This window comes from Thioclava dalianensis (assembly GCF_000715505.1).
In the GTDB taxonomy this organism is placed as follows: Bacteria; Pseudomonadota; Alphaproteobacteria; order Rhodobacterales; family Rhodobacteraceae; genus Thioclava; species Thioclava dalianensis.
Genome location: NZ_JHEH01000021.1, coordinates 36745 through 56144, shown reverse-complemented (window position 1 = coordinate 56144; position 19400 = coordinate 36745). Strand labels below are relative to the sequence as shown.

Genomic DNA, 19400 nt, shown 5'->3' with positions numbered 1-19400 from the left:
GGTTATTCGCAACGGTCTGGCGCAGGCCGGACAAATCGCCGACCAACTCGCCAATATCGACGCACCCGAATTGCTCAAAAGCGCAGCACAGGCCCTGACCGGCCATGATGCGCTCACCGCCCTGCTGGACGCAGCGCTGATCGCCGAACCGCCGCTGCTCGCGCGCGATGGCGGCTTCATCGCGTCAGGCTATGACGAAGAGCTCGACCAGACCCGCCAATTGCGCGACGAGGGGCGCGGCGTCATTGCACGCATGCAGGCCGAATATATCGAGGCCACTGGCATTTCGAGCCTCAAGATCAAGCATAACAACGTGCTGGGCTATTTCATCGAAACGACAGCAACCCATGCCGAGAAGATGCTTGCCGCGCCGCTTTCGGAGCGCTTCATCCACCGCCAGACCACCGCCAATCAAGTGCGTTTCACGACCGTCGAACTCAGTGAGATCGAGACCCGTATTCTGAACGCTGGCAACCATGCGCTGGAGATTGAAAAACGTCTCTATTTCACCTTGAAAGCTGCCATTCTCGACCAATCCGGCCCGATCAACGAGGCCGCCCGCGCCCTTGCCGAAATCGACCTCTCCACCGGGTTTGCCGATCTCGCGCGGGGCGAAAACTGGAATGAACCGAAGGTCGATGACAGCCATGCGTTCGAGATCACGGGCGGGCGTCATCCCGTTGTCGAGGCCGCGCTCAAAAAGACCGGAACGCCCTTCATCGCCAATGATTGCGATCTGACCACAGGCGCAACCCCGGCGATCTGGTTGCTCACCGGCCCCAACATGGCCGGTAAATCGACGTTTCTGCGCCAGAACGCCCTGATCGCGCTGCTCGCCCAAGCCGGGAGCTTTGTCCCTGCAAGCGCCGCCCATATCGGCCTTGTTTCACAGCTCTTCTCACGCGTCGGCGCGGCGGATGACCTGGCCCGGGGCCGCTCGACCTTCATGGTCGAAATGGTCGAGACCGCCGCGATCCTCAATCAGGCCGATGAACGCGCGCTGGTGATCCTCGATGAAATCGGACGCGGGACAGCCACCTATGACGGGCTCTCGATCGCTTGGGCCGTGATGGAACATCTTCACGCCGCCAACCGCTGCCGCGCCCTCTTTGCAACCCACTATCACGAGATGACCGCCCTCTCGGCCAAGCTCGAGGGAGTCGAGAACGCCACCGTGTCGGTCAAGGAATGGGAAGGCGACGTGATCTTCCTGCATGAAGTCCGCAAAGGCGCGGCAGATCGCTCCTACGGGGTGCAGGTCGCGCGGCTCGCAGGTCTGCCCGCTTCCGTGGTTGACCGCGCAAGGATCGTGCTCGACTCGCTGGAAAAAGGCGAGCGCGAGGGTGGCGGTAAGAAACAGGCGATGATCGATGATCTTCCCTTGTTTTCAGTCTCGAACACACCGCAATCTGCGCCCAAAGCACCCCAGAGCTCTGCCCTCGAAGATCGCCTCGGCGCCCTGATCCCGGACGAGATGACACCAAAAGAAGCGCTCGAAGCCCTTTACGAACTCCGAGCGCTTATCGAAAAGCCATCTTCCTCTTGACGAAAATATCCCGGAGGAGCTGACACGCCCTATGGCGTGTCAGTGGGGGCAGAGCCCCCGCTCCCTGATCTCAGGATTTCGGCATAGAACTGACGCCCACCTTGGCGGGGCGCAGCAACCGGTCATGGATCATGAAGCCGTGCTCCATGATCTGGATGATATCGCCCGCCTTGGTCCCCTGAACCGGCGCCTCGAACATCGCCTCGTGGAGCTGAGGATCGAATCGTTCGCCAACCTCTGGCGCCAGCGTCGTGATGCCATGACGCGAAAACACGTTGATCAGCTCGCGCTGGGTCAGCTCGATCCCGTCGATCAAGGCGCCATTCTGCGCCCGTTGCTCTTCGGTGACCGCGTCCAGCGCCCGCTGCAGCGCGTCAAACACCGGCAACATGTCACGGGCCAGCCGGGTGCCGCCGTAATTCGATGCTTCCTGACGCTCCTTATCGGCGCGTTTGCGGGCATTCTCGGCATCCGCGAGGGCCCGCATGAACCGGTCGCGCATGTCGTCACGCTCAGCGCGCAATGCCTCCAGCTCATCGACCTCCTCGGCCATGATGTCCTCGAATGCCTCGTTCATTTCGGCCTGATCTTCGGCAATCTCGTCTTTCTTCTCGCTCATGCCTTCTTATCCCTTGCTCTGGCCGGAAATCATCCGCCCGACCAGTTGCGCTGTGTAATCAACGATGGGCACGATCCGTCCGTAGTTGAGCCGCGTCGGCCCGATCACACCCACCGCTCCGATGATCTTTCGGTCAGCGTTCATATAAGGAGAGACAACCAAAGAGGAACCCGAAAGCGAGAAAAGTTTGTTCTCTGAGCCAATAAAAATGCGCACACCCTCGCCATCTTCGGCCAGATTGAGGAATTCGGCGATATCGCGCTTGCGCTCCAGATCGTCAAACAAGCTGCGAATCCGATCGAGGTCATCCTCCGAATCCAAAAGGTTCGCACGCCCACGCACGATCAAACGCTCGGTGCGCTCGCCTTTGTCCTCCCATGCGGCAAGACCGCTATCGATCAGCGCGGCGGCCAACGTGTCGATCTCTTGCCGCCGATTGGCAATCTGATGCTGAATATGGGCCCCGAGCTCCGAGAGCGTCCGTCCCTCCGCCATCGCGTTGAGAAAATTCGCAGCCTCGCGCATCGAGGAGGGCGTTTGACCGATCGGCGGCGTGAACACCCGGTTCTCCACTTGCCCATCGGCAAAGACCAACACCACCAAGGCGCGGTCAGGTGCCAGTGAGACAAACTCGATATGACGGATCGGCGCTTCCTGCTTGGGCGCAAGAACCAGGCTTGCGCCATGGGTCATGCCCGACAAAGCGCTAGACACACGGTCTAGAATAGACCCTACATTGCCGGAATTCGCCCCCATCGTCGCATCAAGCGCTGCGCGGTCCTCATTGCCGATATGGCTGATCTCCATCACCCCGTCGACAAACATCCGCAGCCCCATCTGCGTTGGGATGCGCCCCGCCGAGGCATGTGGACTGTCGAGAAGCCCGAGATATTCCAGATCCTGCATCACGTTGCGAATGGTCGCCGCCGAAAGCTTTTCGCTCATCTGCCGCGTCAGCGTGCGCGATCCGATGGGGTCGCCGGAATTCAGGTAGCCCTCAACAACCCGCCGGAAAACCTCCCGCGAGCGATCATTCATTTCTGAAAGAATTTCTGTCTTATCCGCCATCTAAACCCACCTCTACCTGAGTTAAAGCTGCGTGAAGGGGAAGGTCAATCTCGGTTTGAGGGGTTGCATCATCGCCCTGTGCGGCTCAAATGAGCACATATCAGCAAAGAGGATCTACGTATGCGGCCTTCCGGCAGAGATTTAAGCGACCTTCGCACGATTTCAATCGAAACGGGCGTCACGAAACATGCCGAAGGCTCTTGCCTGATCAAGATGGGCGACACCCATGTCCTGTGCACCGCGACCATAGAAGACCGCGCGCCGTCCTTCCTGAAGGGCTCGGGGCTCGGATGGGTGACCGCAGAATACGGTATGTTGCCGCGCGCCACGAACACCCGCAACCGCCGCGAGGCGGCCTCGGGCAAACAAGGCGGCCGCACGGTTGAGATCCAGCGTCTGATCGGCCGCGCCCTGCGCGCAGGCGTCGACCGCTCCGCCTTGGGAGAGCGCCAGATCGTCGTCGATTGCGACGTGCTTCAAGCCGATGGCGGCACCCGCTGTGCCTCGATCACCGGCGGCTGGGTCGCGCTGCGCCTTGCCTGCAATAAACTCATGAAATCAGGGGCTTGCCTGTCAGATCCTCTGCCCGACCATGTCGCCGCGATCAGCTGCGGGATCTATGCCGGTCAACCGGTCGCCGATCTCGACTATGCCGAGGATAGCGAAGCCGGAACCGATGGCAATTTCATCATGACCGGGCGCGGCAAGATCATTGAGGTCCAGATGTCCGCCGAGGGCGCAACTTTCTCGCGCGAGCAGATGAACAAGCTGATGGATCTCGCCGAAGCAGGCGTCGCCCAGCTCGTCGAGGCTCAGAAAGCCGCAATCGCATGAGACTGTTCACCGACAAAAAGCTGCTCGTCGCGACCCATAATGCGGGCAAGCTCGAAGAGATCGCAGCGCTTCTCGCGCCGTTCGGCATCGATATTGTCGGCGCCAAAGAGATGAATCTCCCGGAGCCCGAAGAGACCGAGAGCACTTTTGTCGGGAACGCCCGGATCAAGGCGCATGCAGCGGCCAAGGCCACGGGTCTGCCGGCGCTGGCTGATGATTCCGGTATCGAAGTCGACTGTCTGAACGGCGCGCCCGGCGTCTACACCGCCGATTGGGCGACGACCCCGCAAGGCCGCGATTTCACCATGGCGATGACCAAAACCTGGAATGCCTGTGAGGATATCGACGCCCCTGCCCCGCGCGTGGCCCGGTTTCGCTCGACCCTCGTGCTGGCTTGGCCTGATGGTCATGACGAGGTGTTTGCGGGCAAGGTCGAAGGTCAGATCGTCTGGCCGATGCGTGGCGCGCTTGGTCACGGCTATGACCCGATGTTTCAGCCCGATGGGTATGACATCACCTTTGCGGAAATGGATCCGGCGGAAAAGAACCGCATTTCTCACCGTGCCGACGCGTTCCGCCAGCTCGTCACCATCTTTGAGGTCTGAGATGCGCCCGGGCCAAACATGACCGAGGATTGGCGCAACGGCGGCTTTGGCCTTTATATCCACTGGCCATTTTGCGCGGCGAAATGCCCCTATTGCGACTTCAATTCGCATGTCTCGACCCAAATCGATCAAACCCAATGGGCGAACGCCTATCTCTCCGAGATCGACCGGCTGGGCCGTGAGACTCAGGGACGCACGCTCAACACCGTTTTCTTCGGCGGCGGCACGCCCTCCCTGATGGATCCTGATCTGGTCGGCGCGATCTTGACGAAAGTCCGCCAGACCTGGCCGATGGTGAATGATCCCGAAATTACCCTCGAGGCGAACCCCACAAGTATCGAATCCGGGCGGTTTAGAGCCTTTTTTGACGCTGGAGTGAACCGCGTGTCGATGGGCATGCAGGCGCTGAACGATGACGACCTTCGTCGTCTTGGCCGCATGCACTCCGTCGCAGAAGGACAGCGCGCGTTCGACATCGCGAGAGACACGTTTGAGCGGGTGAGCTTCGATCTGATCTATGCCCGTCAGCATCAGACCCCCGACGATTGGCGCCGGGAGCTGTCAGAGGCGCTGACAATGGCCGCCGATCACCTCTCGCTCTATCAGTTGACCATCGAACCCGGCACGGTCTTTGGCGCCCGCCACGACATGGGCCAGCTGCGCGGCCTGCCCGTCGATGACTCTGCGGCGGATATGTATCTAATCACGCAGGAAGTTTGTGAAAGTCACGGGCTCCCTGCCTATGAGGTCTCAAACCACGCAAGGCCCGGATCGGAGAGCCGTCACAATCTGATCTATTGGCGCTACGGAGATTATCTGGGCATCGGTCCTGGGGCACATGGGCGGATCACGCAAAATGGGCGGCGCTTTGCCACCGACACGGCCAAAGCACCGGCGGCTTGGCTCGACCAGGTCGCACGGACCGGATCGGGCGAGCTAAGCCGCGAGGCGCTTGATGACACTGAGCAGGCGATCGAGTATCTTTTATTCTCGATGCGCCTGACCGAGGGCCTGGATGCGGAGCGGTACGTGCAGATCTCAGGGCAACCGCTTTCTCCCTCTGCTCTGTCCCATTTGGAAGATTTAGGCATGATCACGCAGGAACAGGATCGAATCCGCGCGACAAAAGAGGGTCGCCCCGTCCTGAATGCGATCATTCGAGAGCTTCTTCCCTGATGCGCGTCCTATGGCTCTGTCTTGGATGCCTCTCTTTCGCGATCGGCATCATCGGCGCATTTCTACCGCTCTTGCCGACAGTGCCCCTGATGCTGCTCGCGACGTTCTGCTTCGCGAAATCATCGGAGCGCCTGCACGGCTGGCTGATCAATCACCCAAGGTTCGGCCCCGCAATCCAGGACTGGCAACAGCACCGCGCGATCTCAAAACGCGCGAAAATCGCGGCGACAGTCTCTATTGTCGCCGCATTTTCAATTTCTCTGGCGATTGGGCTGCGCCCTACCCTGCTGGCAATTCAGGCCGTTACGCTGATCGCGGTTTCGATTTTCATCTGGAGCCGACCGAACAGCTAGTTATCGCCCGCCGCTCAACAGCTGGCACAAGCGATCAAGCTCATCGAGATCGGAATAGGCGATAGAAACCTTGCCTGAGCCCTGATCGCTGTGATCGATTGCAACTTTCATGCCAATCGTCGCGGACAGATCGCTCTCAAGCGCCCGCGTATCCGCATCTTTCTGGGGTTTAGGACGCGGCGCGCGTTCTGCCTTCTCGCTCGGCTTCTTGGCCAAACGCTCGACATCGCGCACCGAAAGCGATTTCGCGACAGCCTGACGCGCGAGCGCCACCGGATCACTCGCCGTGATCATCGCTCGAGCGTGTCCCGCCGACAGCTTGCCTTCGCGCAAATACTCACGCACCTCGTCAGGAAGCTGCAAAAGCCGCATCAAATTGGCAATATGGCTGCGACTTTTCGACAAAGCCTCGGCCAGCTTTTCTTGCGTATGCCCAAACCGCTCCATCAACTGACGATAGGCCTGCGCTTCTTCGAGAGGGTTCAGCTCAGCACGCTGAATATTCTCAATGATCGCAACTTCAAGCACCTCAGTGTCATCAAAAACACGAACGATAACAGGAAGTTCGTGAAGCTGCGCCATTTGTGCCGCCCGCCAGCGACGCTCCCCCGCCACGATCTCGAAATGATCCGGCTTTTTGGGATGGGCGCGCACGATCAGCGGTTGGATCACGCCTTTTTCCCGGATCGAAGCTGAGAGTTCCTCCAGCGCACCGGGTTCAAAATCACGCCGGGGCTGATCAGGATTGGGCTCCAGCCGCTCAATGGGAATGAATTGCTCGGCGCGGCGCGGCGCTTCTTCTTCGCTCGCAGGAGTCAAATCCACATCCGCCATCAAAGCGGATAAACCACGACCGAGCCCACGGCGCTCATTTCGTTTTTCTGCCATCGACTAGGCTCCCTTTTTCGCGGCCTTGTGGCGCGCGACCAACTCCTGCGCCAACGCGCGATAGGCCACGGCGCCGCGCGAACTTCCATCATAGCTCAGAACCGGCTGCGCGTAAGACGGGGCCTCGGATATCCGCACATTTCGAGGGATCATCGTCCGGAAAACAAGCTCGCCCAGTGTATTGCGCGCATCCGCTTCGACCTGCTGAGACAGGTTGTTGCGTACATCATACATGGTCAAAACAATCCCTTCGATCCGCAAAGACCTGTTCGCACTTTGCCGGATCTCGCGGATCGTCAGCATCAGTTGCGAAAGACCCTCAAGGGCAAAAAACTCAGCCTGAAGCGGCACCAATACGGAATGCGCAGCCACCATCGCATTCACCGTCAAAAGGCTGAGAGATGGCGGGCAATCAATCAAGATATAGGTGAACTCAAAGTTGTCTATGTCTGTATGTCGTAGGGCATCATGCAGAAGAAAGCTGCGCTTTTCGGTCGAAACGAGTTCCATATCAGCCGAGGAAAGATCTGTCGTTGCCGGGCACAAGAACAGATTTTCGACCTCTGTGGCACGAACGACCGAACCGATCGGCGCATCCTCCAACAGCAATTCATATGTGCTGACGTCGCGATCATCCGCTTCGATCCCCAAGCCAGTCGAGGCGTTCCCCTGCGGATCGAGATCGATCAGGAGAACTTTTTCACCCGCTTCAGCCAATGCGGCGGCGAGATTAATCGCAGTCGTCGTTTTCCCGACCCCGCCCTTCTGATTGGCGATGGTAATAATTCTGGCTTCATTCGCGCGAATCGGATCAGACACGCCGTACTCCGGTAATTTTAAGGATTTTGCCATTCGGATCGACCTGGCTCGGCCAGCTCTCGATGTCAAAGGACCAGTTTTCCCGGGCGCTCGCAACCTCTTCTTGCCAACGCGCCCCTTTTGGAAACAGCGCCACGCCATCCTCTCGCAGGTGACCTTCAGAAAACCCAAGTAACTTTGGCAAAGGTGCCAAAGCCCGTGCGCTCAGAACGTCACAGTCAAGCGGTGCGATGTCTTCGATGCGCTCGGCCATTACACGCGCTGAGAGACCAAGGTCACGGATAGCCGTTCCAAGAAAGGCCGACTTGCGCAGATCCGATTCGACGAGTGAGATCTGAAGCTCGGGCCGGGTTTCCAAGGCCAATATCGCGACAACCAATCCGGGGAAACCGCCACCCGCCCCGAAATCTGCCCAGTGATCCGAATTTTCGGGAGCAAAGGAGAATATCTGAGCCGAATCCGCGAAATGCCGTGACCAGATATCTGTCAGCGTCGAGCGCGCGACGAGATTGATCGTCGGATTCCACTTTTTGATCAGCGCTTCGAGGTTTGAGAGGCGCTCTAATGTTTCACGTGAAACATCGAATCGCTCTGCAAAAACCGCTTCCGAACGGCTCATGCAACTTTAGCCTTCTTGATCTGGCGCAATTTCGCAAGGAGCAGCGTCAACCCGGCTGGAGTTACGCCATCCACCCGCGCCGCCTGCCCCAGCGTCTGAGGCCGTGCTGCTTTCAGCTTTCCCTTCAGCTCGTTCGACAAACCGATCAAGCCATCATAATCGAAATCAGCCGGGAGCGCCCAACCCTCATCGCGTTTGATCGACTCAGCATCGCGCTCTTGTCGGGCGGTGTAATTGGCATAGAGCGCATCTCTTGCGAGCTGATCCCCGATATCATTTGGAATACCGGCGATCTCGGGGAACGCCTTTTGCAATGCACCCATCGTGATGTCCGGGAAGGACAAAAGCTGCAATAGGCTGCGGCGCGATCCATCTTGATTGATATGAAAACCTTTCGCGCGCGCCTGCGTCGAACTCAGGGTGATCCCCTCCATCAACTTGCGCCCCGATTCCAAAGCCTCCATCTTTTCCTCAAAGCACGCCCGACGCGTTTCACTGACACAGCCAAGACCAAGCCCCATCGGCGTCAGACGCTGATCCGCATTATCGGCACGCAGAGATAGCCGGAATTCCGCGCGTGAGGTGAACATGCGATAAGGCTCGGTCACGCCGCGCGTCACCAGATCATCAATCATCACCCCGATATAGCTATCGGTTCGACTGAAGTGGACCGGATCAAGCGACTTCGCTGCAGCCGCCGCATTCAAACCTGCGGCGAGACCTTGCGCCGCCGCCTCTTCATAGCCCGTCGTCCCGTTGATCTGCCCGGCAAGATACAAGCCCGGAAGATCGCGAAGCTGAAGCGTCAGGTCCAAAGCGCGCGGATCGACATAGTCGTACTCGATCGCATAGCCCGGCTGCAAAATACGTGCTGCCTCAAGACCAATGATCGAGTGGACATAAGCTTCCTGCACGTCCTGCGGGAGCGATGTCGAGATGCCATTTGGATAGACCGTAGTGTCGTTAAGCCCCTCTGGCTCAAGGAAAATCTGATGCGATTCCTTATCGGCAAACCGGACCACCTTATCCTCAATCGACGGGCAATAGCGAGGACCGACCCCCTCGATATGACCGCCATACATAGCCGAACGTCCAAGGTTTTCCCTAATAATATCATGAGTTTGCGAATTCGTATGGGTGATTCCGCAAGAAATCTGACGTACGAAAGGACGCGTATTCAGGAAGGAAAACATCGTCGGATCATCGTCGCCAGGCTGGCTATCAAGGCGGCCCCAATCGATTGTCGTCCCATCCAAGCGCGGCGGTGTGCCGGTTTTCAACCGCCCGAGCGGGAGGCCCAGGCCCTTAAGACGGTCCGCCAGCGCGACCGATGGCTTATCGCCGATACGACCGCCCGATTTCCGCTGATCGCCAATATGCATGACGCCGTTCAGAAATGTCCCAGAGGTCAGAATGGCCGTACGACCAGAAATCTCCGAGCCATCCGCTAGGATCACGCCAGAAATGCGGCCTTCCGAAATCTTGAGATCAGCCACTTCGCCTTCGATCAGATCAAGATTATCCTGCGCCGCGGTCAGCGTACCAATAGCCTCGCGATAGAGCGCGCGATCCGCTTGAGTTCGCGGCCCCTGCACGGCGGGACCCTTCCGACGATTGAGCAAGCGAAACTGGATACCCGAACGGTCGGCCGCCTCGCCCATCACACCATCCAGCGCATCGATCTCGCGCACAAGATGCCCCTTGCCCAATCCGCCGATCGCGGGATTGCACGACATCACACCCAGCGCTTCAAGCCGCAAGGTGACCAGAGCCGTCGCAGCACCCATCCGCGCCGCGGCATGTGCCGCTTCGGTTCCGGCGTGACCGCCGCCAATAACGATGACGTCGTAATGTTTCACGTGAAACACTCCTACTTCCCGATGCAGAAACTGGAGAAAATCTCATCCAGAAGGTGCTCAACATCCACACGGCCAAGCAAAGATTCCAAGGCCCAGACAGCTTGCCGTAGCGATTCCGCCGCCAGCTCACTGCGATCAGATCCGCGCAATACCTCATTTCGCGCCGATTCCAAAGCCTCAAATGCCTGACGTATCGCAACCCGGTGACGCTCGCGCGTCATTACGCCGGCCCCCTCGGCACGCTGGGATAAACGCGACGCCAGTTCAGAGATCAGCCGGTCAAGCCCCTGCCCCGTTTTCCCCGACACCGCGAAGCCCTCCCCCTCAAAAAGATCCGCTTTGCCATGGACGATAATATCGTCGGGCAACGGATCGATCAGCGGAACATCCCCGCCATCGAGCAGGAAAATCCGCAGGTCGGACTCGCCTGCCCTCTGCAGCGCGCGCTTCACACCGATCGCTTCGACAACGTCATCGGTTTCGCGCAGCCCTGCCGTATCAAGAAGCGTCACCGCGAGCCCGGCGATATCCATTCGCAGCTCAATCACATCGCGCGTCGTCCCAGCAATCTCAGAGGTGATCGCAGCCTCTCGCCCCGCAAGAGCGTTCAGCAACGTCGACTTCCCAGCATTTGGGGAGCCGACAATTGCGACTTCAAACCCGTCGCGCACGCGCTCGGCGGCATCGATTCGGCGCAGCTCGTCGCGCAGACCGTAGCTTACCCGGTCGATCAGTTCCGTGACCTCCGGCGAGACATCGACCGGAACTTCCTCATCGGCAAAATCAATCGTCGCTTCGATCAACGCGGCTGCCCGAACCAGATCAGCACGCCAGGATTCGACATAGGCCCCGACGGCGCCGGACAGAACCTTCAAGGCCTGCTTGCGCTGCGCCTCTGTCTCGGCCTCGATCAGATCGGAAAGGCCTTCGACTTGCGACAAGTCCAACCGCTCGTTTTCAAGCGCGCGCCGGGTGAACTCGCCGGGCTCAGCCAGACGCAAACCGGGTTGCTGGGCCAATGCGGAAAGCACGGCACTCACAGTCGCAACCGAGCCGTGGACATGCAGCTCCGCCACGGCATCGCCGGTAAAACTCGCGCCTTCTTCGAAGATCAGAACAACCGCCTCGTCCAGCGCCTCCACGCCAAGGTGAAGCCTGCGAAGCGCAGCGACACGCGGGCGCGGCAATTCGCCAGCCAAAGCGCGCGCAGCCTCCCACGCCTGCGGACCCGAAACACGAATCACAGCCACGCCCGCTTTGCCGCGAGCAGTCGCCAATGCATAAATGGTATCCATCGTAACCCCCTAAGGGAAAACGATAAATCAGCCTCAGCCGTTCATCGAATCGAAGAATTCAGAGTTTGTTTTGGTCTGCTTGAGCTTCGAAATCAGGAACTCAACTGCATCCGTCGTCCCCATCGGATTAAGGATACGCCGGAGCAGGAAGGTCTTTTGCAGATCTTTCTGATCGACCAGAAGCTCTTCCTTCCGCGTCCCCGATTTGAGGATATCCATCGCCGGGAAGACGCGCTTATCGGCAACCTTGCGGTCCAGCACGATTTCGGAGTTACCCGTCCCTTTGAATTCTTCGAAGATCACCTCATCCATCCGCGAGCCGGTATCAATCAGCGCGGTGGCGATGATGGTCAGCGAGCCACCCTCTTCGATATTCCGTGCAGCACCAAAGAACCGCTTGGGACGTTGCAGAGCATTGGCATCCACACCACCGGTGAGCACCTTACCCGAGCTCGGCACGACGGTGTTGAAGGCACGGCCCAGACGGGTGATCGAATCGAGCAGGATCACGACATCGCGCTTATGCTCGACCAAACGCTTGGCTTTCTCGATCACCATCTCAGAGACCGCAACGTGACGTGTCGCCGGCTCGTCGAAGGTCGAGGAAATCACCTCCCCCTTCACCGAGCGCTGCATGTCGGTCACCTCTTCCGGACGCTCGTCGATCAGCAAGACGATGAGGTAGCATTCCGGATGATTTTTTTCGATCGAGTTTGCGATATTTTGCAGCAGAACCGTCTTACCCGTCCGCGGCGGCGCCACAATCAGCGAGCGCTGCCCCTTCCCGATCGGCGAGACGAGATCAATGATACGAGCCGAGCGATCTCTGATCGTCGGATCCTCGATCTCCATCTTCAGCCGCTCATCGGGATAGAGCGGCGTCAGGTTGTCAAACGCGACCTTGTGGCGCGCGCGCTCGGGCTCCTCGAAATTGATCCGCTCAGCCTTCGTGAGTGCGAAATACCGCTCGCTCTCGCCCGGAGCGCGGATCACACCCTCGACAGTATCCCCGGTACGCAAGCTGTGCTGACGGATCATATCGGGCGAGACATAAATATCATCGGGACCCGGCAGATAATTTGCCTCCGGCGAACGCAAGAAACCGAAGCCGTCTTGCAGCACTTCAAGCACGCCATCGCCGCCGATTACCCAATCGTCCTCGGCATGCTCTTTGAGGATCGAGAACATCATCTCGCCCTTGCGCATGGTCGAGGCGTTTTCGATCTCCCATTCCTCCGCCAGAGCCAACAATTCCTTGGGGCTGCGGATCTTGAGATCGGCGAGATTGAGACGTGTTTCGCTCATGGGATACCTGAAACTGGCGTCGAACCGGGTGACCGGACGGCGCATCATATCGATTTCATCAGAAGAACCGGATGACCAGAACGGTCGGGCTCAATCCGCACCTAAACATCGCGGGACCGCGAGTCAATGTTTCTTAGAACTTCACGAAGACCGAGATTACGATCACGAGCATCAAAATCGTCGGCACTTCGTTCATCATGCGGTACTGACGGCCGGTTTTCGTCGAAGTTCCTGCAGCCAGGGCTTTGCGCTCTTTCGCGCACCACATGTGAAACCAAGTCATCCCGAGCACCGCCAGCGCCTTGGTCCAAGGCCAGATGCTCGACCAATCCACGATGCCCGGCGTGGCCACAAGCATGAGCCCAAAGACCCAAGCCGCGATCATCGAGGGGTTCATGATCGCGCGCAGCAGCAGCCGTTCCTGGTGTTGAAACAAAAGATCCATATCCGATCCACGTGGAACGCCCTGCTTTTTAAGGCCCTCGACATGGTAGACGAACAGTCGGGGGAGATAAAAAATCCCGGCCATCCAGGTGATGATCGCGATGACGTGGAATGCCTTGATCCACGGGTACCAGTTGCTCAGAAAATCGGTCATGTCGCCTCCAATGCCACAAGCTCTTCTTAATAATTATATATAAGTATTGAAAAGATGATGATGATGTAGGCCCTGTGGATAGTGTGGATTAACACTTTGTTCAGTACTTTTCCACAGATCCGGTCTTTGGGATAACTGTCGTGACCCTCTCCGCCAGAAATCTCCTAAGTTTCTGTAAAAAAATCAAAAATTTTATCCTCACAAGCTTAAATTCTGTGGATAACTCTTGGGATGAAATGGGGATTCACCGAATTTTTCACAGCAGACCAAATTTGCGTTCCACAGGTGGATGAACTCCGTGGATCAGCCGTGGAACACGCTCGTTTCGGTGGAGATCTTTCCACATCCGGGTTATGCCCCATTTCATCCCATAGGTTCTGCGCCCGGTTATCCACATAGTCATGAACATCCTTCTCGCCTCCGCCTCCGAGATCCGCGCCCAGCTTTTGCGCAACGCCGGTCTGTCTCTGGAGATACGCCCCGCCCGCATCGATGAGGACGGCATTCGTGCCGGGTTCGAGGCGGAATCCGCCTCTCCGCGCGACGTCGCTGATTGTCTCGCTGAGATGAAGGCACGTAAGATTTCCCTGCGCACACCGGGGGCGCTTGTCCTTGGCGCCGATCAGGTGCTTGATCTCAAGGGGCAGATCCTGTCCAAACCCGAGACACCCGAGATCGCGCGCGATCAGCTGCGCGCCCTGTCCGGCCAGCGCCATAAGCTGCTGTCTGCGCTGGTAGCGATGCGCGATGGTGAGCCGCTTTGGCGCCATGTCGGCGAGGTGCGCCTCACCATGCATGAGCTGAGCGAGGCGTTCATCGAAGATTACGTCGCGCGCAATTGGGATAGCATTCGTCACAGCGTCGGTTGCTATAAGCTGGAGGAAGAAGGCGTTCGGCTTTTCTCGCGCGTCGAAGGCGACTACTTTGCGGTCCTGGGCTTGCCCCTGATCGAATTTCTCAATTGGCTACGCGCACGAGGAGAGCTGAGCACATGAGCGATCATCCCCGGATACCTGTCGCAGGCGTGATTGGCTCGCCGATTGCACATTCGCGCTCGCCTGCTCTCTTTCGCCATTGGCTCAACAGCTACGGCATCGCGGGGCATTACGTGCCGCTCGACGTCAATCAGGCCGATCTTGAAACGGTTCTGCGCACCCTGCCCCGGATGGGTTTTGTGGGCGTCAACATCACGATCCCGCATAAAGAGCGCGCCTTGGAGATTGCCGATGTCGTCTCGGATCGCGCAGCTCTGATTGGTGCGGCCAATACCTTGATTTTGCGCGCCGATGGCAAGATCCACGCCGACAATACCGATGGATATGGCTTCATTGCCAATCTCAACCAGCATGCGCCCAATTGGGTGGCAGGCGCTGGACCGGCAGCGGTGCTGGGGGCCGGTGGTGCGGCGCGCGCCATTGTGGCCTCGCTTCTTGAAACCGGCGCTCCCGAAATCCGCATCTCCAACCGGACGCGCGCGCGGGCTGAGGCTTTGCGCACCGAATTTGGCGCGCGCGTTGTCGTCTATGACTGGGTGCAGGCCGGAAATATGATCGAGGGCGCGAATACCGTGGTCAACACGACCTCGCTCGGGATGACCGGGAAGGCCGATTTCCGGGTGCCGCTGGATGCGCTCAGCCCCGGGACCACCTGTTGCGATCTCGTTTATTCGCCGCTGCGCACCCGGTTCCTTGTCGATGCCGAAGAGGCAGGCTGCGTCGTGGTCGATGGGCTGGGGATGTTGCTGCATCAGGCAGTGCCCGGGTTTGAGCGCTGGTTTGGTCAGCGCCCGGAGGTGACCGACGCTTTGCGCGATGCGGTGCTCAGCGCATGATGCGACCGTTCCTGCTTGGGCTCACCGGTTCTATCGGAATGGGCAAATCCACGACCGCCGAGATGTTTGCCGATGCGGGTATTCCGGTCTGGGATGCGGATAAAACCGTACACGACCTCTATGCACGTGGCGGTGCGGCGGTCGTGCCGATCGCTGAGGCGTTTCCGGATGCCATCAAGGATGGCGCGGTGGATCGTGCGGCGTTGAAACTGGTCCTGGCGCAAAAAAAACAGGCTCTATCTCGCCTTGAATCGATTGTTCATCCCCTCACGACACAGTCGCGCGCGGCCTTTGTCCAAGCCCACTCAGACGCCGATCTGATCGTTCTCGACATCCCGCTTTTGTTTGAAACGGGCGCTCAGACGCAATGCGATGCGGTCCTCGTGGTCTCGGCACCGCCCGAGGTCCAGCGTACCCGCGTGCTTGCGCGTCCCGGCATGACCGAATCGCAAATGGAGCTGATCCTCGCCCGGCAGATGCCCGATGCCGAAAAGCGCGCCCGCGCGACCTATGTGATCGAGACGCGCAGCCTTGAGCAAACCCGCGCAGATGTGCGAAAGCTGATTGCGAAGATCAAGGAGAGCCGCGATGCGTGAGATCGTTCTCGACACCGAAACCACGGGGTTTGAGCCTGAAGAGGGCGACCGGATCGTTGAGATCGGTGCGGTTGAGCTGTTCAATCACATGCCGACGGGTCGGACGTACCACCAATATATCAACCCCGAGCGCAAAATGCCGCAATCGGCCTTCGAGGTGCACGGGCTCGGCGACGAGTTTCTGGCGGACAAACCCAAATTCGCCCAGATCGGCGCGGATTTCCTTGAGTTCATCGGGCCGGATTCGAAGCTGGTGATTCACAACGCCAAGTTCGACATGAAATTCCTCAATGCCGAGCTGGGCTGGGCGAAGATGGAGCTGATCGCGAATGATCGCGCGCTCGATACGCTCGCGATTGCCCGGCGCAAATTTCCCGGCTCTCCCGCATCGCTTGATGCGTTGTGCCGGCGGTTCAATATCGACAACTCGTCGCGCACGTTGCACGGCGCGCTGCTCGACAGTGAAATCCTGGCCGAGGTCTATCTTGAACTGATCGGCGGGCGTCAGCCCGGCTTTGGGCTGCAATTGGCCAGCGATGATCGGTCGTCGAATACGCACGCGACCGCGTGGCGTCCGCAACCGCGCCAAACCCCGCTTGCGCCGCGCCTTACGGCAGCCGAGGCGGACGCGCATGCGGCCTTTGTCGAAAAGCTTGGAGAGGCGGCAATCTGGAAGCGCTTTGACTAGCGGCACACCATGTTTTGCAGTGTTTATGCGAGTTTTCCGTTTTCCTTAGGGTCAACAGAGCTTACATCACAATCTGATCGGGACTGAGGGGAGTAAACGGATGCTGGACCTGACCAAGATGCGCAGCACGCTGGCCGGGCAATATGACCTCGCGCCATCGATGCGTCTGGCCGAGGACATGGCGGACACGCATGCGAAGATGGCCCGGGTCATGCCGCTGGCCGATTTTGCCCGCTATGCCCCTTATATCCGTGCCATCAACGCGCTGAAACGCGAGAAAAACGCGGTTATTCTGGCACATAACTACATGACGCCGGACATCTATCATGGCGTGGCCGATGTTGTCGGAGACAGCCTGCAGCTTGCGATCGAAGCGACCAAGGTCGAGGCAGAGATCATCGTTCAGGGCGGCGTGCATTTCATGGCCGAGACGTCAAAAATCCTCAATCCCGCCAAGACGGTGCTGATCCCCGATATGCAGGCGGGCTGTTCGCTGGCTGAATCGATCACCGCCGACGGGATTGCCGAGATGCGTGCGAAATATCCCGGCGCGCCGGTGGTCAGCTACGTCAACACCACCGCCGAGGTAAAGGCGGCCTCCGATATCTGCTGTACCTCGTCCAACGCCGCACAGATCGTCGCCGCACAGGACAGTGATGTCGTGATTATGACGCCCGATCAGTATCTTGCGCAGAATGTCGCGCGCGAGGTGCCGCAGAAGAAAGTCGTCTGGTGGGAGGGCTCTTGTATCGTCCACGAGCAATATACCAAGGACGATATCAATGCCTTCCGCGAGATGAATCCCGACACCCGCATCATCGCGCATCCCGAATGTCCGCCCGATGTGGTGGATGCCTCGGATTTCTCGGGTTCGACCTCCGGGATCATCGACTATGTCACGCGCGAAAAGCCCAGCAAGGCGATGCTGGTGACGGAATGCTCAATGGCGTCGAATATTTCCGATGCGCTGCCCGAGGTCGAATTCACCGGGCCGTGCAATATGTGCCCCTATATGAAGAAGATCACGCTCGAGAAGATCCTGTGGTCCTTGCACACCGAGACGCAGGCGGTCGAGGTTGATCCGCAGATTGCGGCGAAAGCGAAGATCGCCGTGGAGCGGATGATCGAGCTGTCACGGGCGCTCGCGAAGTGATTGAAACCAAAAGGACAATCATCGTAGGCGCGGGTTTGGGCGCATTATATGCCGCGCTCAAACTGGCGCCGCGCCCGGTTCTGGTGGTCTCACCGGAAACTCTGGGCGAAGGCGCGTCTTCGGCTTGGGCGCAAGGTGGCGTGGCGGCGGCTATGGCTGTGAGCGACAGCTCTGAGGCGCATGCGCGCGACACGGTTTTGGCGGGCGCAGGCACCGTCTCGCCCGAGATCGCGCAGATGGTGACCGACGAGGCGCGCCAACACATTCTGGAACTTACCAGCCTTGGCACGCCGTTTGATCGTGACGCGCAGGGCGGCTACGTCATGTCGCGCGAGGCTGCGCATAGTGCGGCGCGTGTCGTGCGGGTCAAAGGCGATCAGGCTGGACGCGAAATCATGCATTCTCTGATCGGCGCGGTACGGAAAACGCCGTCGATTCAGGTGCTTGAGGGTGTTTTGGCCGCAGGTCTCGAGGTTGACGGCGACACCGTGACCGGGGTCTGGATTGAGCGGGCCTATGCCCCATCGGGTGCCACGCTGCTGCGCAGTCCGGCTGTGCTCTTGGCGGGCGGGGGCTCGGGCGGGCTGTTTGCCGTGACGACCAACCCGCCCCGCATTCGCGGGCAGGTGATCGGCATGGCGGCGCGCGCGGGCGCAATCATCGCTGATCCGGAATTCGTGCAATTCCATCCCACGGCGATTGCGAGCGGCGAAGACCCTGCCCCGCTCGCGACCGAGGCTTTGCGTGGCGAAGGTGCCGTGTTGATCAACGCGCAGGGTGAGCGATTCATGACTGCGGTGCATACCGCTGCCGAGCTTGCGCCGCGCGATATCGTGGCCCGCGCGGTCTATCTGGAACGCAAGGCCGGGCGGGAGCCTGCGCTGGATACGCGGGATGCCCTTGGTGCCGAAGTTCTGACACGCTTCCCGGCGGTGGCGGAATCGTGCAAACGGGCGGGAATAGACCCTGTTTCGCAGCCCATCCCCGTCGCCCCCGCCGCGCATTACCACATGGGTGGCATTGACACTGACGCGTCCGGCCAAAGCTCGCTGTCGCGCCTTTGGGTCTGCGGCGAGGCCTCCTCGACGGGCTTGCACGGCGCGAACCGCTTGGCCTCAAATGGGCTTCTTGAGGCGCTGGTCTATGCCCGGATCTGCGCCTTGGGGATTGCTTCCGAACTGGGAGAAATCGCGCAGGCCGATGAGGTCATTCCGGTCTATCCCGAGGGGGATATCGCGGTGAACGAGACGCTGATGACGCGGTTGCGCCATGCGATGACCGATGGCGTGGGGGTCGTGCGCGACGCTGCCGGATTGAAGGCCGCGCTGCGGGTGATTGACGAGGTTGAGGGCCAGGCGCGGACCGAGACGATGCGCAACATGACCGCAACCGCGACCTTGATTGCGGCCGCCGCACTCAGGCGCGAAGAAAGCCGGGGCGGTCACTTCCGCTCTGATTTCCCGGAATCAGACCCTAAACAGGCCCAACGAACGCGAATGACGCTGGTGGATGCGATGGAAATCCGCACCAGAGCCTTGGAGGAATGAC

General features: G+C 59.3%; 20 protein-coding genes. 11 read left to right on the top strand and 9 right to left on the bottom strand.

Going from position 1 to position 19400, the window contains the following annotated elements:
• Nucleotides 1-1546 (top strand): DNA mismatch repair protein MutS (gene mutS / locus DL1_RS14835; protein ID WP_038067849.1); only part of this gene is annotated, 1546 nt, incomplete at its 5' end.
• 70 nt (nt 1547-1616) lie between these two features.
• On the opposite strand, the gene DL1_RS14830 is transcribed toward mutS, so the two are convergent.
• The gene (locus tag DL1_RS14830) at nt 1617-2165 is read right to left on the bottom strand and encodes a nucleotide exchange factor GrpE (protein ID WP_038067847.1); all 549 of its coding nucleotides are present in this window, start codon (nt 2163-2165) and stop codon (nt 1617-1619) included.
• A 6-nt stretch (nt 2166-2171) separates the two neighbouring features.
• Nucleotides 2172-3233, bottom strand: a complete 1062-nt coding sequence (gene hrcA / locus DL1_RS14825; protein ID WP_038067845.1) for a heat-inducible transcriptional repressor HrcA — start codon at nt 3231-3233, stop codon at nt 2172-2174.
• Nucleotides 3234-3353: 120 nt separating this feature from the next.
• Between hrcA and rph the strand changes: the two genes are divergently transcribed.
• From rph to DL1_RS14805, 4 genes are read left to right on the top strand one after another with little or no spacing between them, the layout of a single operon-like run.
• Nucleotides 3354-4067 (top strand): ribonuclease PH, encoded by a 714-nt coding sequence (rph, locus tag DL1_RS14820; RefSeq protein WP_038067844.1) that lies wholly within the window; start codon nt 3354-3356, stop codon nt 4065-4067.
• Nucleotides 4064-4672: an RdgB/HAM1 family non-canonical purine NTP pyrophosphatase gene (gene rdgB / locus DL1_RS14815; RefSeq protein ID WP_038067842.1), complete on the top strand. Its 609-nt coding sequence runs from the start codon at nt 4064-4066 to the stop codon at nt 4670-4672. Before rph ends, rdgB begins: the two co-directional genes overlap by 4 nt.
• A gap of 18 nt (nt 4673-4690) precedes the next feature.
• Entirely contained in the window at nt 4691-5848 is a 1158-nt protein-coding gene (gene hemW / locus DL1_RS14810; RefSeq protein WP_038067840.1) for a radical SAM family heme chaperone HemW, read from the top strand.
• Nucleotides 5848-6201, top strand: coding sequence for a YbaN family protein (locus DL1_RS14805; RefSeq protein WP_038067839.1), 354 nt, complete (start codon nt 5848-5850; stop codon nt 6199-6201). The genes hemW and DL1_RS14805 overlap by 1 nt, the downstream gene beginning before the upstream one ends.
• On the opposite strand, the gene DL1_RS14800 is transcribed toward DL1_RS14805, so the two are convergent.
• The 7 genes from DL1_RS14800 to DL1_RS14770 all read right to left on the bottom strand — a co-directional run bounded on the left by DL1_RS14800 (nt 6202) and on the right by DL1_RS14770 (nt 13584).
• Nucleotides 6202-7089 (bottom strand): ParB/RepB/Spo0J family partition protein, encoded by an 888-nt coding sequence (locus tag DL1_RS14800; protein WP_038067837.1) that lies wholly within the window; start codon nt 7087-7089, stop codon nt 6202-6204.
• Nucleotides 7090-7092: 3 nt separating this feature from the next.
• Complete coding sequence (locus DL1_RS14795; protein WP_038067835.1) at nt 7093-7908, bottom strand: ParA family protein; 816 nt, start codon at nt 7906-7908, stop codon at nt 7093-7095.
• Nucleotides 7901-8527, bottom strand: a complete 627-nt coding sequence (rsmG, locus tag DL1_RS14790) for a 16S rRNA (guanine(527)-N(7))-methyltransferase RsmG (RefSeq protein WP_038067834.1) — start codon at nt 8525-8527, stop codon at nt 7901-7903. The genes DL1_RS14795 and rsmG overlap by 8 nt, the downstream gene beginning before the upstream one ends.
• Entirely contained in the window at nt 8524-10395 is a 1872-nt protein-coding gene (gene mnmG / locus DL1_RS14785) for a tRNA uridine-5-carboxymethylaminomethyl(34) synthesis enzyme MnmG (protein WP_038067832.1), read from the bottom strand. Before mnmG ends, rsmG begins: the two co-directional genes overlap by 4 nt.
• A gap of 2 nt (nt 10396-10397) precedes the next feature.
• Nucleotides 10398-11681 (bottom strand): tRNA uridine-5-carboxymethylaminomethyl(34) synthesis GTPase MnmE, encoded by a 1284-nt coding sequence (mnmE, locus tag DL1_RS14780; RefSeq protein WP_038067830.1) that lies wholly within the window; start codon nt 11679-11681, stop codon nt 10398-10400.
• A 33-nt stretch (nt 11682-11714) separates the two neighbouring features.
• Nucleotides 11715-12986, bottom strand: a complete 1272-nt coding sequence (rho, locus tag DL1_RS14775; RefSeq protein ID WP_038067865.1) for a transcription termination factor Rho — start codon at nt 12984-12986, stop codon at nt 11715-11717.
• Between the two features lie 133 nt (nt 12987-13119).
• The gene (locus DL1_RS14770; protein WP_038067829.1) at nt 13120-13584 is read right to left on the bottom strand and encodes a CopD family protein; all 465 of its coding nucleotides are present in this window, start codon (nt 13582-13584) and stop codon (nt 13120-13122) included.
• A gap of 401 nt (nt 13585-13985) precedes the next feature.
• Between DL1_RS14770 and DL1_RS14765 the strand changes: the two genes are divergently transcribed.
• The 6 genes from DL1_RS14765 to DL1_RS14740 all read left to right on the top strand — a co-directional run bounded on the left by DL1_RS14765 (nt 13986) and on the right by DL1_RS14740 (nt 19399).
• A complete protein-coding gene (locus tag DL1_RS14765; protein ID WP_081856355.1) occupies nt 13986-14579 on the top strand; it encodes a Maf family protein in 594 nt (197 codons plus the stop codon).
• Nucleotides 14576-15415, top strand: coding sequence for a shikimate dehydrogenase (locus DL1_RS14760; protein WP_038067825.1), 840 nt, complete (start codon nt 14576-14578; stop codon nt 15413-15415). Before DL1_RS14765 ends, DL1_RS14760 begins: the two co-directional genes overlap by 4 nt.
• The gene (coaE, locus tag DL1_RS14755; protein WP_038067863.1) at nt 15415-16011 is read left to right on the top strand and encodes a dephospho-CoA kinase; all 597 of its coding nucleotides are present in this window, start codon (nt 15415-15417) and stop codon (nt 16009-16011) included. The genes DL1_RS14760 and coaE overlap by 1 nt, the downstream gene beginning before the upstream one ends.
• Nucleotides 16004-16699, top strand: a complete 696-nt coding sequence (dnaQ, locus tag DL1_RS14750; RefSeq protein ID WP_038067823.1) for a DNA polymerase III subunit epsilon — start codon at nt 16004-16006, stop codon at nt 16697-16699. Before coaE ends, dnaQ begins: the two co-directional genes overlap by 8 nt.
• A 100-nt stretch (nt 16700-16799) precedes the next feature.
• Nucleotides 16800-17852 carry a quinolinate synthase NadA gene (nadA, locus tag DL1_RS14745; RefSeq protein ID WP_038067822.1) on the top strand — a complete coding sequence of 351 codons (1053 nt, stop codon included), beginning with the start codon at nt 16800-16802 and terminating at the stop codon, nt 17850-17852.
• Entirely contained in the window at nt 17849-19399 is a 1551-nt protein-coding gene (locus tag DL1_RS14740; protein WP_038067820.1) for an L-aspartate oxidase, read from the top strand. The genes nadA and DL1_RS14740 overlap by 4 nt, the downstream gene beginning before the upstream one ends.
• Nucleotide 19400 lies beyond the last annotated feature (1 nt).

Excerpts from the sequence above, each read along its gene's own strand:
- DL1_RS14830 (WP_038067847.1), bottom strand. The coding sequence starts at position 2,165 with ATGAGCGAGAAGAAAGACGAGATTGCCGAAGATCAGGCCGAAATGAAC.
- hrcA (WP_038067845.1), bottom strand. The coding sequence starts at position 3,233 with ATGGCGGATAAGACAGAAATTCTTTCAGAAATGAATGATCGCTCGCGG.
- rph (WP_038067844.1), top strand. The coding sequence starts at position 3,354 with ATGCGGCCTTCCGGCAGAGATTTAAGCGACCTTCGCACGATTTCAATC.
- rdgB (WP_038067842.1), top strand. The coding sequence starts at position 4,064 with ATGAGACTGTTCACCGACAAAAAGCTGCTCGTCGCGACCCATAATGCG.
- hemW (WP_038067840.1), top strand. The coding sequence starts at position 4,691 with ATGACCGAGGATTGGCGCAACGGCGGCTTTGGCCTTTATATCCACTGG.
- DL1_RS14805 (WP_038067839.1), top strand. The coding sequence starts at position 5,848 with ATGCGCGTCCTATGGCTCTGTCTTGGATGCCTCTCTTTCGCGATCGGC.
- DL1_RS14800 (WP_038067837.1), bottom strand. The coding sequence starts at position 7,089 with ATGGCAGAAAAACGAAATGAGCGCCGTGGGCTCGGTCGTGGTTTATCC.
- rsmG (WP_038067834.1), bottom strand. The coding sequence starts at position 8,527 with ATGAGCCGTTCGGAAGCGGTTTTTGCAGAGCGATTCGATGTTTCACGT.
- mnmE (WP_038067830.1), bottom strand. The coding sequence starts at position 11,681 with ATGGATACCATTTATGCATTGGCGACTGCTCGCGGCAAAGCGGGCGTG.
- rho (WP_038067865.1), bottom strand. The coding sequence starts at position 12,986 with ATGAGCGAAACACGTCTCAATCTCGCCGATCTCAAGATCCGCAGCCCC.
- DL1_RS14770 (WP_038067829.1), bottom strand. The coding sequence starts at position 13,584 with ATGACCGATTTTCTGAGCAACTGGTACCCGTGGATCAAGGCATTCCAC.
- DL1_RS14765 (WP_081856355.1), top strand. The coding sequence starts at position 13,986 with ATGAACATCCTTCTCGCCTCCGCCTCCGAGATCCGCGCCCAGCTTTTG.
- DL1_RS14760 (WP_038067825.1), top strand. The coding sequence starts at position 14,576 with ATGAGCGATCATCCCCGGATACCTGTCGCAGGCGTGATTGGCTCGCCG.
- coaE (WP_038067863.1), top strand. The coding sequence starts at position 15,415 with ATGCGACCGTTCCTGCTTGGGCTCACCGGTTCTATCGGAATGGGCAAA.
- dnaQ (WP_038067823.1), top strand. The coding sequence starts at position 16,004 with ATGCGTGAGATCGTTCTCGACACCGAAACCACGGGGTTTGAGCCTGAA.
- nadA (WP_038067822.1), top strand. The coding sequence starts at position 16,800 with ATGCTGGACCTGACCAAGATGCGCAGCACGCTGGCCGGGCAATATGAC.